The organism is Bombilactobacillus sp. ESL1187 (assembly GCF_058107155.1).
This window is the reverse complement of sequence record NZ_JBYLTZ010000001.1, coordinates 1544053-1558636: the sequence shown is the minus strand read 5'-3', so window position 1 is coordinate 1558636 and position 14584 is coordinate 1544053. Positions and strand designations below refer to the sequence as shown.

13 protein-coding genes are annotated in these 14584 nt (G+C 38.0%); 1 reads left to right on the top strand and 12 read right to left on the bottom strand.

Translation table 11 applies throughout. The annotated features are described in order from the left end of the window. Positions 1 to 29 precede the first annotated feature (29 nt). From AC3B5B_RS07295 to dnaE, 6 genes are all read right to left on the bottom strand, one after another. Complete coding sequence (locus tag AC3B5B_RS07295) at positions 30 to 386, bottom strand: N-acetyltransferase (protein WP_489757906.1); 357 nt, start codon at positions 384 to 386, stop codon at positions 30 to 32. A 6-nt stretch (positions 387 to 392) separates the two neighbouring features. Further along, positions 393 to 1253: a CvfB family protein gene (locus AC3B5B_RS07290; RefSeq protein ID WP_489757905.1), complete on the bottom strand. Its 861-nt coding sequence runs from the start codon at positions 1251 to 1253 to the stop codon at positions 393 to 395. Between the two features lie 14 nt (positions 1254 to 1267). Further along, positions 1268 to 1729, bottom strand: coding sequence for a DUF441 domain-containing protein (locus AC3B5B_RS07285; protein ID WP_489757904.1), 462 nt, complete (start codon positions 1727 to 1729; stop codon positions 1268 to 1270). Between the two features lie 131 nt (positions 1730 to 1860). After that, complete coding sequence (pyk, locus tag AC3B5B_RS07280; protein ID WP_489757903.1) at positions 1861 to 3630, bottom strand: pyruvate kinase; 1770 nt, start codon at positions 3628 to 3630, stop codon at positions 1861 to 1863. A gap of 55 nt (positions 3631 to 3685) precedes the next feature. Further along, on the bottom strand, positions 3686 to 4645 hold the full coding sequence (gene pfkA / locus AC3B5B_RS07275; protein ID WP_489757902.1) for a 6-phosphofructokinase: 960 nt from the start codon (positions 4643 to 4645) through the stop codon (positions 3686 to 3688). An 86-nt stretch (positions 4646 to 4731) separates the two neighbouring features. Next, a complete protein-coding gene (gene dnaE / locus AC3B5B_RS07270; RefSeq protein WP_489769740.1) occupies positions 4732 to 8034 on the bottom strand; it encodes a DNA polymerase III subunit alpha in 3303 nt (1100 codons plus the stop codon). A gap of 106 nt (positions 8035 to 8140) precedes the next feature. Between dnaE and AC3B5B_RS07265 the strand changes: the two genes are divergently transcribed. Continuing rightward, positions 8141 to 8326: a YjzD family protein gene (locus AC3B5B_RS07265; RefSeq protein WP_489757900.1), complete on the top strand. Its 186-nt coding sequence runs from the start codon at positions 8141 to 8143 to the stop codon at positions 8324 to 8326. Positions 8327 to 8394: 68 nt separating this feature from the next. Here AC3B5B_RS07265 and AC3B5B_RS07260 read toward each other — a convergent pair whose 3' ends face one another. From AC3B5B_RS07260 to obgE, 6 genes are all read right to left on the bottom strand, one after another. Further along, positions 8395 to 9108, bottom strand: a complete 714-nt coding sequence (locus tag AC3B5B_RS07260) for a hypothetical protein (protein ID WP_489757899.1) — start codon at positions 9106 to 9108, stop codon at positions 8395 to 8397. Positions 9109 to 9173: 65 nt separating this feature from the next. Continuing rightward, positions 9174 to 9356, bottom strand: coding sequence for a 50S ribosomal protein L32 (rpmF, locus tag AC3B5B_RS07255; RefSeq protein ID WP_489757898.1), 183 nt, complete (start codon positions 9354 to 9356; stop codon positions 9174 to 9176). A 143-nt stretch (positions 9357 to 9499) separates the two neighbouring features. Continuing rightward, a complete protein-coding gene (locus AC3B5B_RS07250) occupies positions 9500 to 10306 on the bottom strand; it encodes an SDR family NAD(P)-dependent oxidoreductase (protein WP_489769739.1) in 807 nt (268 codons plus the stop codon). Next, entirely contained in the window at positions 10303 to 11250 is a 948-nt protein-coding gene (rnz, locus tag AC3B5B_RS07245) for a ribonuclease Z (RefSeq protein ID WP_489769738.1), read from the bottom strand. Before rnz ends, AC3B5B_RS07250 begins: the two co-directional genes overlap by 4 nt. A 17-nt stretch (positions 11251 to 11267) precedes the next feature. Continuing rightward, entirely contained in the window at positions 11268 to 13148 is a 1881-nt protein-coding gene (locus tag AC3B5B_RS07240) for an acyltransferase family protein (RefSeq protein WP_489769737.1), read from the bottom strand. A gap of 52 nt (positions 13149 to 13200) precedes the next feature. Then, positions 13201 to 14484: a GTPase ObgE gene (obgE, locus tag AC3B5B_RS07235; protein ID WP_489757894.1), complete on the bottom strand. Its 1284-nt coding sequence runs from the start codon at positions 14482 to 14484 to the stop codon at positions 13201 to 13203. Between the last annotated feature and the right edge of the window lie 100 nt (positions 14485 to 14584).

Sequence of the window (14584 nt, the reverse complement as noted above, 5' to 3'; positions counted from 1 at the left end):
TAACTTTAGCATTAGCAATCCCGCAGCATTCAGCTATTTTTTTGCCAGCGTATGATTAGTGGTGTTAGTTCTATACTGCCCATAATTTTATCATCTGGATAATATTCCTGAACTTCATCCAAAATCTGAAACATTATCTGTTGTGAACGCTCGGCGGGACTCAACGAAATATAACGCACCAAAATAATTTGTGGCTGCACTTCTAATGCTACCGCCCCAATAAAATCCGTATTTTGTTGAGGTTTATACAAAAACAATTGATGCTGTTGATTGTCATTATATAATTGCAATTCCATACGCACATGATCTAAATCTTTCAACTCTGGCATATACGATAAAAAGCCCATCGCAATTTTTTGATAATTATGACTATACTTAACTAACATAAGTGTCTACTCTTTATTTTTAAGAACAATTCCTGTAGCAGTTTGTTCAATTAACTGTTGCTTTAACAAATGCCCCAAAGCCCGCTTAAAACTGCTCTTGCTAATACCAAAATAGCGTTTAATCTCTTGGGGATCACTCTTATCGTTATATGGCAAATCAAAATTAGGTTGATGCTTTAACACAGCCAAAACCATAGCCGCATCATCACCAATCTCTTCATAAGCCCGCGGTTTCAGTGATAAATTTAAATGATCAAAACTACTACCAATGACGCGCGCTTTAACTACCTGACCTAAACGAGGTTCTACTTCTCGTTGACTAGGATGAATAAAGCCCAAATGATAATCATTAGTCAAAACAAAGGTGCCACTCATCTTAAGACGATAAACAGTAGCTTGAACATTTTTATTTTGTAAATTTTGATTAGCGCGGCGACTAATTTGTTGAAAAATATTAGCATCAGCCAACTTGCCCCACATGCGATTTTTGCGATCAACTTTTACACTTAATAATAAGCGATCACCTTTTTGCGGCCACAATTTTTTGAGTTCTGGTAAATCATCTAATGACACGACTAAGTCTTTGTCGGGCAAGCCAATATTCACAAATACTCCTAAGTCAGTCCGCACATCAACTACTTCGCCCCAACCAAAACTCCCTACACCAACAGTGGGAATTTGTGGCGTTAAAATTAATTTGTGGGCCTTATTTTCATACAGATAACCTTGTAAATTATCAACTGGTTTTTCAACCTGTTCTTTAGGTGTTTGAAACGTTTGTCCTGCAATTGAGACAAAATAAGCATTTTGATTTTGGTCAATGACTTGACCAGTTTGAATAGTTCCTAATAAATCTTGTAATTCCAAGTTAGCACCTCATTTTATTTAATTCCAATATTCGCTAACACCGTTAAAATACAGTATGCAATGCCTGAAGCAATAACTGGGCCAGCAGCAATACCTTTAAAAACGACCACTCCCACAATCGTACCGAAAACTAACGCCACCGTCATTTCTGGAGACGCCGACAGTAAGTGAACACCCTTAGCGGACAAAATAGCAACGAGAATTCCACAAAGCACAGCTACATAACCTGCAGGTGACTTAAAAGCATTAATCAAATCACGAAAACCCACTTCTCCAGTGGCTATCGGAACCAAAATGGCAACCGAAATGACAGTGACCCCCCAATTAATTCCTTGTGAACGAATCACACCCAGTAAATGCCCCGTTTGCGGTAAAGCTTTTAAAATTAATACCACTAATGTAGCAATTAATAATGAATTATTTTTGCTTAAAAAAGCTACTACTAAGATAATAGCTAAAAATAACCAACTCTCCATAAAATCTCCTCAATATTCAACATCTTACCATATAATCGTCTTTCTTGCTTGGCGACTCTTAGTGACAATTTGAAGGCAAAATAAAAAGCAGGAAATTAATCCTACTTTTTTACTAATTAATTAATTGAACTTTAAAGTGAGTTCGAAGCACCACGGTAAACATTACCACGACGTGAATCAACAGTAATAACTTCATCATCTTTAATTAACTTAGTAGCATCTTGAGCACCAACAATAACTGGAATACTTAAAGCAATTCCCACGACTGCAGCATTAGATGTTAAACCACCATTTTCTACCACTAAGGCACTAGCTTTTTCAATAGCTGGGAAATAGTCTTTATCAGTATTTTCGACAACCAAGATATCTTGATCACTCATTTTATCAATAGCTTCTTGAGCACTATGGGCAACAGTTACTTTACCAATTACTGTTTCATCACCAACGCCTTGGCCTTTGACTAAGTTAGAACCAATTAATTGAACTTTCATCAAATTAGTTGTACCACTTTCGCCAACTGGCACACCGGCAACAATTAAAATCAAATCGCCTTCCTTAGCAAAGCCTAATTCTTGAGCTTTTTGCGCTGCTAAGTCAAACATTTCATCTGTGTTTTCTGGACGATCTGCAACAACTGGATAAACACCCCAGTTAACTGTCAAACCACGTTGAACTTTTTCATCAAAAGTAACGGCTAAAATATCCGCACTTGGACGATATTTAGAAATCATCCGTGCTGTATAACCAGAATTAGTAGCTGTAACAATCGTCTTGATACCTAATTCTTGGGCTGTCCGCACTACAGATTCACCAATGGATTCTGTTGCGTTAGAACCCTTATATTCTTCAAAACGTTGTAAAGCTAAAGTATTGGCACCATCAAGTTGTTCTTGTGTCCGTACATCAATGCGGCTCATAGCATCAACAGCTTGCACAGGATAATCACCATTAGCACTTTCACCAGATAACATTGTGGCATCAGTACCATCTAACACAGCATTGGCAACATCAGTAACTTCAGCCCGTGTAGGACGTGGATTTTCTTGCATCGAGTCTAACATTTGTGTAGCAGTAATAACCGGCTTACCTAAAGCATTGCACTTTTTGATTAAATCTTTTTGAACAAATGGGACGTTTTCAAATGGAATTTCCACACCCATATCACCACGAGCAACCATCAAACCATCAGAAACCTTTAAGATTTCATCAATGTTATCAATACCTTCTTGTGATTCAATTTTAGGGAAAATTTGAACTTGTTCTTGATGCTTAGCTTCCAATAATTCACGAATGTCTAACACATCTTGAGCTTTCCGTACAAAACTAGCAGAGATGTAGTTAATGTTGTGATCTAAACCGAAGTTGATATCATCAGTATCTTTTTCGGTAATACCTGGTAAGCGAATTTCCACGCCAGGCGCATTAACACCCTTCTTAGAACCAATAACACCATCATTTTGTACAACAGTAACTAATTCTTTATGAGCTTCGTCTTTTTCAGTAATCTTTAAATCAACCAAACCATCATCGATTAAGACGTGACCACCAACATGAGTGTCATCATATAAACCAGGATAAGTCACTGCAATTTTTTCAGGATTACCTGTAAAATCAGGATCCATCGAAACGCGAATTACATCACCAGTATGAGCTTCAAACTTACCGCCTTCTTGAACAGTCGTCCGAATTTCTGCACCTTTAGTATCTAACATAATACCAACGATTTTACCAGTTAACTTTTCAGCTTCTTTAACCATTTTCATCCGTGACAAATGTTCTTCATGGTCACCATGAGAAAAGTTAAAGCGAAAGACATTAGCACCTGCTTCAATCAATTTAGAAATTGTTTCAACATCGTTACTTGCAGGTCCTAAAGTACTAACAATTTTAGTTCTTTTCATTAATTTTCTCCTCAAATAAATTAATCACACAACTTAATTAGCATACCAGAAAATATTACTTAGCTAAAGACTTGTTTATACCGTATAAGCTTAAATCTGGTTGATGTTTTTCGTCAAATAAATCGGTCATTGGATGATAGGTTAATTGATTATTTTCTGTACCAATAGCAATGCCGCCTTTACCTTCAGCCAACAAATCAACCGCATAAGCTCCCATTTTGCTAGCAAGTACGCGATCACGAGCTGTCGGAGAACCACCACGTTGGACATGACCTAAGACTGTACTTCGAGCATCAAAATCACCATATTGTTTTAATTGCTCCATAAATTCATCGGCATGCATGACTCCTTCAGCCAGCACAATAATTGTGTGCTTTTTGCCACGCGCCCGTAAAGCTTGAATATTTTGCGCAATTTGGGCAATATCGAATTCTTTTTCGGGAATAATAATCTCATCAGCACCACCAGCAACACCAGCCCACAAGGCAATATCACCAGCACCACGGCCCATCACTTCAATCACAAAAGTTCGTTCATGACTAGCCGCAGTATCACGAATTTTATCAATGGATTCCACTACAGTATTAACCGCAGTATCAAACCCAATTGTAAAATCAGTATACGGAATATCGTTATCAATGGTTCCTGGTAACCCAACCGCATTATAGCCATGCTCGGTTAAACGCAAAGCACCGTGATAAGAACCATCACCGCCGATAACCACTAGCGCATCAATACCAAACTTCTTCAATTGCTCAATTCCTTTAAGTTGGCCTTCAACTTGAGCAAACTCTGGATAACGAGCAGAATACAGCATAGTACCGCCCCGCGTAATAATATCACCAACGTCAGAACGTTCCATCTTAAAAATATCACCAGCGACTAATCCAGCATAACCATAATTAATCCCGTACACTTCAAAGCCTAGTGACATTGCTCGCCGCGCTACCGCACGAATAGCGGCATTCATTCCGGGCGCATCGCCACCACTAGTCATGACACCAATTTTTTTCATCATCACACCTCACAGTTAATGAAACTACATACAAAATATACCATTATTTTCGAAAAAAAACAGTACTACTTTCCAGAAAAGTTGCTTTATTGATAACTACAATTAGTTTTGCCGAAGGCCTGAATTAACGAATTGCGGCTTTGTTCATCGTATTTAATCCAATATTTTCGATTCAATAAAAAATTTTCACTATTTTCAGAAAAACAAGCAATTACTGGCGTCTCTCCGGGATATTTTTGGGTTAAAGTCATTAATTTTTTAATATGTTTTGGATCTTTTTTCTGAAATTTAACAAACACGCGATGTGGCGGCACCTTTTTTAATAACGGAGCTGCTTTGAATATTTTATCAGCGATTAATTCTGGGCGTTGCTGCTGATCGGTGGTAACTTTCACCCGTATTAGATACACCTGATTTTTAATTAAATCTATCGTTTGAAAAGTGCGGGGAAAGACCGTCACTTTAAGAGTTCCTAACTGATCGCTTCCGGTTACAAAAGCCATTTGTTGCCCTTTTTTAGTTCGAATCACTTTAATATTCTGAATAAATAACAAAATATTGGCCGTTTGACCAACAACCAATTGTTGGCTAGAAACAATGGGATACAGCCACTTTAAAGTCTGGTATTTATCAACCGGATGTCCCGAAATGTAACTACCTAAATATTGTTGTTCCTGATCCAATTTTTCCAAATGACTATAATCTGGAATTTTTTTAGCTTTGGGTTTTAAAACATCAAACAAAGAAATACTATTATGCGCCAAATGTAAGCTTTCCAAGAGATCCGGTAACTGGTCAACAATTTGTCTGCGATTTTCATGTAAGCGATCAAAACAACCACTTTTAATCAACGGCGTAATCAGTTCTACATTGCGAAAACGTTCATCAATTCGTTTGACAAAATCTAACAGACTTGTAAATTGACCTTGTTGTCGAACTTGCAAAATATTTTGCAAAAAATCACGACGAACGTGTTTAATAAACAATAACCCAAAACGTAAACTCTGCTGTTCAATCGTAAAATTGAGGGTACTTAAATTAATATCGGGGCTGAGCAGTTTAATCTTTTGTTGTCGTAAATCTTGTAAATAAATGATAGTTTTATCACTATTCAAATTAGCGTTTAATAAAGCTGCAAAAAAAGCCTGCGGATAATGAACCTTTAAATAAGCCAACGTATAAGCTAATTGACTATACGCTACCGAATGAGCTTTATTAAAACCGTAATTAGCAAACTTTTCTATATATTCAAAAACTTGCTGTGCATTTTTTAATTGATGACCGCGACTCACGGCTTGTTGGATAAATTGTTGCCGCTGTTGTTGCATAATTTGGCTATCTTTTTTGGCAATAGCACGGCGTAATAAATCCGCTTGGGCCAAGCTAAAACCGGCCATTTGCGCTACCACTTGCATAACCTGTTCTTGATAAATCAAAATACCATAAGTGGGTCGTAAAATTTCTTTCAAGGAATCATCAGGATAAGTAATAGGTTCTTGATGATGTTTGCGCGCTATAAAATGGGCAATATTTTGCATGGGACCAGGACGATACAAAGCATTAACTGCCACAATATCAGCAAAATCATCAGGTTTTAATTGGCGTAAAACCGAACGAATGCCGCGCGATTCAAATTGAAAGATACCGTCTGTTTGGGCCGTTTTAAAAAGTTGCAAAGTGTCTGGATCATTCAATGGAATTTGCATGGGGGCAATTGTGACTTGTTGAGATTGCTGAACTAATTCTAAAGCTTGCGCCAAAATTGTCAGATTACGTAAACCTAAAAAATCAATTTTTAAAAGTCCTAAAGCTTCCACATTACCCTTCGTTTGCTGAGTTAACCAAGTACCTTCACTCCCCCCCACTTGTAAAGCGACGGTGTCCGTTAATGGTTGTTGACTCAAGACAATCCCTGCAGCATGGGTCGAAAAATGTCGTGGTAAGCCTTCAATTTGCTGTGCTACCTGGAATAGAGTTTGATTTTGACTAGATTGTCCCACCAAAGTCCGTAACGCTGAAGATTGTTGATAAGCTGTAGCCAATTTAATCCCCAATTGCTGCGGAATTGCTTGAGACCAGCGCTTTAATTCAACCTGACTCAATCCCATTACACGTCCTACATCTCTTAAGGCCTGTTTAGCTGCAAAAGTACCAAACGTGATGATTTGCGCCATGTGTTCTTGACCATATTTTTGCTGCATATATTGCACTAGTTCTTCCCGGCGATTATCAGGAATATCCAAATCAATATCTGGCATATCAACGCGTTCTGGGTTTAAAAAGCGTTCAAATAATAAATCATATTTTAAAGGATCAATTTGGGTAATTTGTAAAGCAAAACTGACTAACGAACTAGCTGCTGAGCCCCGCCCTGGTCCGGTTAGAATCTGCAATTGATGTGCTTTTTGCACAACATCTCGAACAATCAAAAAATAATCCGCGTAACCCATTTGGTTAATAACTCGTAATTCATATGCTAACCGCTGCTGATAATTCTTTGGAATGGATTGGGGCGCAAAATACTGTTTTAATCCTGCTCGCGCCAGCTCAGTTAAATATTGAGCAGCAGTTAAATGTTTTGGCGTGGCAAAATGAGGTAACTGGGTGCGTTGAAACTGTAATTCGACTTGACATTCTTGTGCTAATGCTAAAGTTTGCTGCCAAGCTGTTTGTAAATTCAAATTAAGGCATTGCTTTTGACAAGCTTGGGCTGAACGTAACGAATGATCTTGCGTATTAGTTGTCGTCGTCAACTTATCTCCTGTTGCTACATGCTGCAATACCTCTTGACTAAAAGCATCTTGGGGTTGCAAGTATTGAACATCATCTAAAATCACACAAGCCAAATTTTGTAGTTGACTTAACCGCTGCCGTAAATTAATTTGCTCTGTTGTAAAATTACGTAAATCTAAACCAACATACAAATCATGGGGTTTGATTTGCTGTAACCGTTGTAAATATTCGGGTGCTTGTTGTTGATGGCGCGTTAATAAAACTTCTAATTCACTGCGCCCCTGAGGAACAATTAAGACTAAATCCGTTAATAATGAGGAAAATTGTGTTAAATCTAGCGCCGTCGTTTGTGTCTGAATTTGCGTAGATAATTTTAATAAATTATGATATCCACGAACATTTTTGGCAAGCACAATTAGTGGATAATCATTTTCTTGATCTAATAACCCGGGAATTAACAACGTCATCCCTAATAGCGGGCGTAAATGATTTTGCTTAGCTAACCGATAAAAGTCTACCAAACCATAGGTCACGTTAACATCTGTTAGAGCAACTGATTGATATCCCAATTGTTTTGCTTGCTGAATTAATTGTGGCAAGCGAATGGTACTTTGTAATAAAGAATAGCTACTTAAAACTTGCAACTGCGTTGTCATTAGCCAGTTCACCTCTTTAACTATTTTATCTTAAATTTCCATGAGTTTTCACGCAAATAAAGTGAATTTTGTGGTAAAATCCAATTATGAAAGTGAGATGAATAAGATGAGATATTTCACTAGTTTATTTTGGATTTTAATCTACGGACAAATCTTAGGTTATATGGGAGCAGCTTTAACTAGCACCCAATACCAACCGATGACCGCCTTAATTATTTCTATTGTATTTACGATTCTTTTCTGGATTTTAACGGCTGCGTTAGATTCACCTTCGAAAGCTAAAAAAGAGTAACTTTTGATTAAGTTACTCTTTTTTTATGGATTAACTAACTTAGTTCCAGTACATTGCCAGCTAGTTAACTATTCAGCCGTTAGGTAAAAATAGACTTGCTTTTGTGACAATGCCATTTTTAATACCCGATGTTGCGAATGAATGGCCTTAAAAGTAGTTTGTTGACTACGCGTTTTTGTTAATTCATGTTGCATTTGTTTCAATACTTGACGGCCATTAGCCCCTGATAAAGTACAGATAATCATTAACGATTGTACCAATGATTGCAAATCTTTGGGCTTTTTCAAGTTTTGCAAGGGTGCAATTAAGGTCAACCCCATTAATTGTTGATCTTGGACACTAGCCCGCAATGTTTGCTGTGGCGTGTGGAGCAGATCAGTAATCGTATTGGTCATTGTTAGTGGTAACACCCTTTGACGCATCATCATATTATATTTTTGAGCAAACTGCGCATAATTTCCCAAAGATTTCATTGCTTGAACAGGTACTTGTTTAGTCACTGTTTGTCCCTGTAAGCGACTACGCAATGTTACTTTTTGTTGGTGTTTAGTGCCCCAGACGTTAATCACAAAATTACCTTGTTGATTAGTTACTGCATGCCAAGAACTTTGAGTCCCTACACGGTAACTAATTTTAGCTTGTCGAGGAACGTGACCTTTAATCGTGGCTTGCATCACATTTACCGGGTAACTTTCCCGACTAGTTTTGAGATAATTATGATTAGAACAGGCAGTTAAGCCTAATAACAAGGGAAGAATAATGAGCCATAACCATCTTTTCATGAATTATCACCTGAATAAAATTTAAGACAGACTAACCGAATTAATCTGCCTTGAAATAATTATAATTAATTTGCTTGATTACTTGTTACTACTTGTTTGCCTTTGTAATAACCTTTTGGTGAAACATGATGGTTCATACGATATTCACCAGTCGTGGGATCAAATTGAATATTAGGTTGACTCAACTTGATATGACCCCGACGTTGGCGCTTCTTTTGTTTAGAAGTTTTTCTTGCTGGAACTGCCATATTTAATAACTCTCCTTTGATTAAACTTGCTTCTACAAATATATTTAAAATCAAATAACATTCGTAATTACTTATTCATGTTACTATCATTTCAGATAGAGGGCAAGTCCTTTTACTTATTTTTCCCGAGTTTTAGTCACAAGTTACTTTTTATTGCCTAATTTTTGCGTCAACATATCACCCAGATGTGGCACCAATTGATAAGCTACATAACCTAATTGCATAATGCGTGGCCGATTCAATTCTCGCACCGGTCGGCCGATACAATGAATAATAGCTTGTGCCAACTTTTGTGGATCTAATTTAATAGCACCTACCGACTTTAAGTAATTACCTGTGTGATCAGCAATCTTAAAAAAATTCGTGGCCACTGGCCCTGGATTAACCGTTGTCACCTGAATATTAAAAGGACGAAGTTCCAAGCGTAAACTGTCAGAAAAAGCAATGACCGCTGCTTTAGTTGCTGCATAGACAGCTGATTTGGGTGTGGGAATTTTACCCCCCATCGACCCCAAATTAATAATCTGTCCTAGACGTTGCTGCATCATGTGTTCTGCTACGTAACGGGTCAAAAGCATTGTGCCTAAAACATTGACCTTTAACATTTTGTTCCAGAGTGGGTATTCTGTAGTATTAAATTGAGAAAAATCGCCAAACCCTGCCGCATTAATCAGAATCTCAATTTGTTGATGGTGCGCAAAAATCTGCTCTAAAGTACGTTCCACATGCTTGGCAATGCTCACGTCTAAGCTGTAGCTTTCGACAAAGCCACTAGTTAGTGCTTGACATTGCCGGGTAATGCGCGCTAATTTTTCTTCATTGCGCGCGATTAAGATTAAATTAGCGTTTTTATGTGCTAATTGCCAAGCCAACTGTTGACCAATCCCTGATGATGCTCCAGTAATAATGACTGTTTGACTTTGCAAATGTTGTAAGGCCGCTATGTTCATGCTGACGTCTCCTCTGGGTGATGTAATTTAATTTCAAAGCGATCAAAATCTTTAACTACATAAGAATTAGGAAAAATTTGCCGAGCATCATGTAAAAGTTCATAAAACTTATTACCAACGTAACGTGCTGAAATATGATTCAACAACAATTGATTAACATGAGCCGCCCGGGCAATTTGTGCTGCCTGAGCACTAGTTGAATGAAAATGCTGGCGTGCCAATTTTTTTTCATGGCCAGCTAAAGTACTCTCATGTACTAATACATCAGCATTTTTGGCCAATTTAATGCTTGCTTGACAATAACGCGTATCACCAATAATCGCAACTACTCTGCCTGGTTGACTTGGACCAATAAAATCTGCCCCATTTAAAATGGTACCATCAGCAAGTTCCACTTGTTCCCCGCGCTTTAGTTGCCCCCAAATAGGCCCATTAGGCAAGTGATATTCCGCCAAACGATCAACCAATAATTCACCAACATGCGGCTTTTCTTCGACGCGATAACCATAGCACAAAATTCGGTGATCTAGTTTCTGACAGGTAACTTTAAAAGTACTATCTTCAAAAACGACCCCCGCATCTTTAATTTCATGATAATTAATGGTATAGCCTAAGTGGCTATCTGATAAGCGCAAACTAGTTTGCACATATTCTTTCAAGCCGACAGGACCATAAAGATCTAATGGTTGGTCACCACCTTGAAAAGAACGTGAAGACAATAGCCCTGGCAAACCAAAAATATGGTCGCCGTGCAAATGCGTAATAAAAATTTTATTAATTTTACGTGGTCGAATGGTTGTAGCCAAAATTTGCTGTTGTGTTCCTTCACCAGCGTCAAATAACCATACTTCATTGCGTTCATTTAATAATTTCAACGCCAAGCTAGACAAGTTTCTTCCCTTAGAAGGAACTCCCGCACCTGTTCCTAAAAATTCTAATTCCATATTTACTCTTCCATATTTTAATATTTCGTATGCTTCAAAATTTCTTGCGCAATCAGCAGACTATAATAAACCGATCCTTGGTCATTAGTATGCACCTGATCATCATAAAACCAATTAGGATGATGTTGACTAGTTGCATACCAATTAATAACTGTCAAATTAGAATAGTCGTGAGCTGCCTTTTTAAGGACTTGATTAACTGGTTTTTCCCATGAGCGAGTGGGGACATGAACATTAATCCAAAAAACTTGGCGCTGCTTACCAGCTAACTGCATCACTTGCTGAACTTGTTGAGAGCTAATAGCCCCGTTAGTCCCCATTCCAATTAAGATCGTTTGTGGCAAAGCCGCCTCTGCTTTATATTTTTGTAATAAATCAATTGCCACATCAATGCCGCGGCTCACGTCAGCATTAATTAACATTTTGGGAAAAATTGCTCGTAGTCCATCCGAACCATCTACCATCACTGAATCGCCAATTGCTAACGCTGATAGGTCTTGCGCTCTTTGTAAATCAAACTGCGTAATCCCCAGTTTTTGGTATTTAGAATTAACTGGATGACTCTTTGCCAAACTTTGCCATTTTTGAACCTGTTGTTGATTATGTTTCACGGTTGGTTTCTTCTTCAAGTCATGCAAAACTTGCTGATTGTGTTGCTTATTAATTTGATGATTATGCTTAATTTTTTGTGCTAACTGACTATGATTAGCATCACTAGCTTGTCCATTATCTTGGAACAGTCCCCAACTACCAGTCACAACTGCCGCTAGCACTAATACGGTGCCGACCACTTTGACAGAACGTTGCTTTTTGTGCTGTGACTTGCGGCCATAGGTACTTAATGGGCGCTCAACAAAATAATAAGAAATCAAACTAACTAAAAAGATTAATACAATTTCGATAACTGGGTATAAAAAGCGATGATCTGCCACGTTAGTAAACTTAGATTCAAAAAAAATCATCACCGGAAATTGGTATAGATACAAACCAAAGCTGAGTTTCCCAATCCAAGCAAACAGCGGATTAGTTAATAATTTATTCCAAATAGCCGCCGGATGCGCCACAATTGCGACTAAAATCGTAGTCAAGATCGAAAAGAGAAACATGCCACCTCGATAAGTAAAAGCGTCGGTGGCTTTCATTTTAAAAATAAAAAAGAGCATCAATGCTAAACAAATCGCACCACCAACATTTAACAGCTGACGATCAAATTGCCGCACATCTTGACGCAGTCGATTGCTGGGCCAAATAAATGCTAACGCACAACCTAATAAAATTGAGAACATGCGAGTATCAGTGCCATAATAAATCCGACTTGGATCAGCATGAGGATTATATAACAAGGCCATTAATCCCGCAGACACTAGTGTTAACACCAAAGTTACCAATAAAACTTTTTTAGCCGATAAAAAACGTAATAAAATTAAGATAATCAACGGCCATAACAAATAAAATTGCCCTTGAATTGATAAAGTCCACATATGTGTGAATGGTGATTCATTATTCGCAAAACGTTCAAAATAAGATTGACCGTGTGCGATTTGCCAAAAGTTATAAACATTCAACACATTAGTAGTAAAAATAGCTCGTAAATTTTTTAAGAGATTTTTTTGAAAAAATGCAATATAGGCACTTGCACTAAATAGCATCATCAATAATCCGGGATATAATCGTCGTATTCTTTTAAAGTAGTATTTTCCCAAGTTAAAATGACCTTGGTCCCTCAAAGAACGTAAAATTTGATCTGTAATTAAATAACCTGATAAAACTAAAAAGATCGGAACTCCTAAGTAACCTCCTGAAAACACTTCAGGATTTAAATGATACAAAATAACTCCAACAACACCTAGCGTTCTCAAACCGTCAAATCCGGTAATGTAACGTCGGCTTTTCTCCATTTGCTCCACTACGTCTAACACTCCAACTTATTATATTGCGATAGTCTGTTGATTACATAAACTCAAATTCAAAGTCATCAATTACTACAGTATCGCCCACTTGCGTTCCTGCATTAGTTAATGCCTCGTCAACACCCATCCGTTTGAGTTTGCGTGCAAAACGCATTATGCCATCTTGATAGTTCAAGTTACTACGTTGTAATAAAGAACTTACCGCTGCACTAGTGACCACAAAAGTATGTTCGTCAACTTGCTCAATCTGAATGTCATCGGCCGGTGCAGCTTGATACTTATAGGTCTTCTTTTCCGGTGTCGATTTTTCTGGTAATGCAGCAGTAAAATCAGGCGCAGTAGCTAAAACTTGAGCAGTTTTTTGCAATAATTGTTGCACTCCTGTGTGCGTTACACTAGAAATTTCAAAAACTTGTTCAATTTGCAATGTTTGTTTAAATTTCTGTAACCGATCATTTGCTCCCGGTAAATCCATCTTAGTTGCCACAATTATCTGCGGACGCTGCAATAATTTAGGATCATATTGTTTTAATTCTTCATTAATTTGTTGATAATCTGTTACGGGATCACGACCATTATTCGGATCCATATCAATTAAGTGTAAAATGACTCGCGTTCGTTCAATGTGCCGCAAAAATTGAAAACCCAGCCCCACACCCTGAGCTGCGCCAGTAATCAGTCCGGGTAAATCTGCCAAAACAAAATCCTGACCATCTGCTAAACGCACCATTCCTAGATTGGGCTTGAGTGTTGTAAATTGATAGGCTGCAATTTTCGGTTTAGCTTTTGTCGCTACTGATAATAGCGTTGATTTACCAACTGACGGAAAACCAACCAATCCCACATCTGCTAATAATTTTAATTCTAATTGAATCACGCGTTGTTCGCCAGGAGTTCCATTTTCCGCAATTTCCGGAGCGGTATAGCGAGACGTAGCAAAATGAATATTACCTCGTCCTCCGTGACCACCGTGAGCAACAATTAATTCCTGCTGATCGGATACCAAATCACCCAAAATTTCTCCCGTTTCAACATCACTAACTGTCGTCCCAGGAGGAACACTAACATAAACATCCTGTGCATTAGCTCCATGCATTGCCTTAGTCATGCCGTTTCCGCCAGCTGGGGCTTTAAATTGGTGTTGATAGCGAAAATCCATCAAGGTTCTTAAACCGGTATCTACTTTTAAAATAATATTGCCACCCTCACCACCGTCACCGCCGTAAGGGCCACCTTTAGCGACGTATTTTTCGTGTCGAAAAGCAACAGCACCGTCGCCACCGGCTCCTGCTTTAACTGTTATTTTGACATTATCTATAAACATGAAAACCTCCGCAAAACTCTTATCAAACACTAATTTTAACATAGTTTACTGGAAAAAGTGGTTGTTCCTTGAGAATAATAATGACGTTTTTTTGACGATT

Excerpts from the sequence above, each read along its gene's own strand:
- AC3B5B_RS07295 (WP_489757906.1), bottom strand. The coding sequence starts at position 386 with ATGTTAGTTAAGTATAGTCATAATTATCAAAAAATTGCGATGGGCTTT.
- AC3B5B_RS07285 (WP_489757904.1), bottom strand. The coding sequence starts at position 1,729 with ATGGAGAGTTGGTTATTTTTAGCTATTATCTTAGTAGTAGCTTTTTTA.
- pyk (WP_489757903.1), bottom strand. The coding sequence starts at position 3,630 with ATGAAAAGAACTAAAATTGTTAGTACTTTAGGACCTGCAAGTAACGAT.
- pfkA (WP_489757902.1), bottom strand. The coding sequence starts at position 4,645 with ATGAAAAAAATTGGTGTCATGACTAGTGGTGGCGATGCGCCCGGAATG.
- dnaE (WP_489769740.1), bottom strand. The coding sequence starts at position 8,034 with ATGACAACGCAGTTGCAAGTTTTAAGTAGCTATTCTTTATTACAAAGT.
- AC3B5B_RS07265 (WP_489757900.1), top strand. The coding sequence starts at position 8,141 with ATGAGATATTTCACTAGTTTATTTTGGATTTTAATCTACGGACAAATC.
- AC3B5B_RS07260 (WP_489757899.1), bottom strand. The coding sequence starts at position 9,108 with ATGAAAAGATGGTTATGGCTCATTATTCTTCCCTTGTTATTAGGCTTA.
- rpmF (WP_489757898.1), bottom strand. The coding sequence starts at position 9,356 with ATGGCAGTTCCAGCAAGAAAAACTTCTAAACAAAAGAAGCGCCAACGT.
- AC3B5B_RS07250 (WP_489769739.1), bottom strand. The coding sequence starts at position 10,306 with ATGAACATAGCGGCCTTACAACATTTGCAAAGTCAAACAGTCATTATT.
- rnz (WP_489769738.1), bottom strand. The coding sequence starts at position 11,250 with ATGGAATTAGAATTTTTAGGAACAGGTGCGGGAGTTCCTTCTAAGGGA.
- AC3B5B_RS07240 (WP_489769737.1), bottom strand. The coding sequence starts at position 13,148 with ATGGAGAAAAGCCGACGTTACATTACCGGATTTGACGGTTTGAGAACG.
- obgE (WP_489757894.1), bottom strand. The coding sequence starts at position 14,484 with ATGTTTATAGATAATGTCAAAATAACAGTTAAAGCAGGAGCCGGTGGC.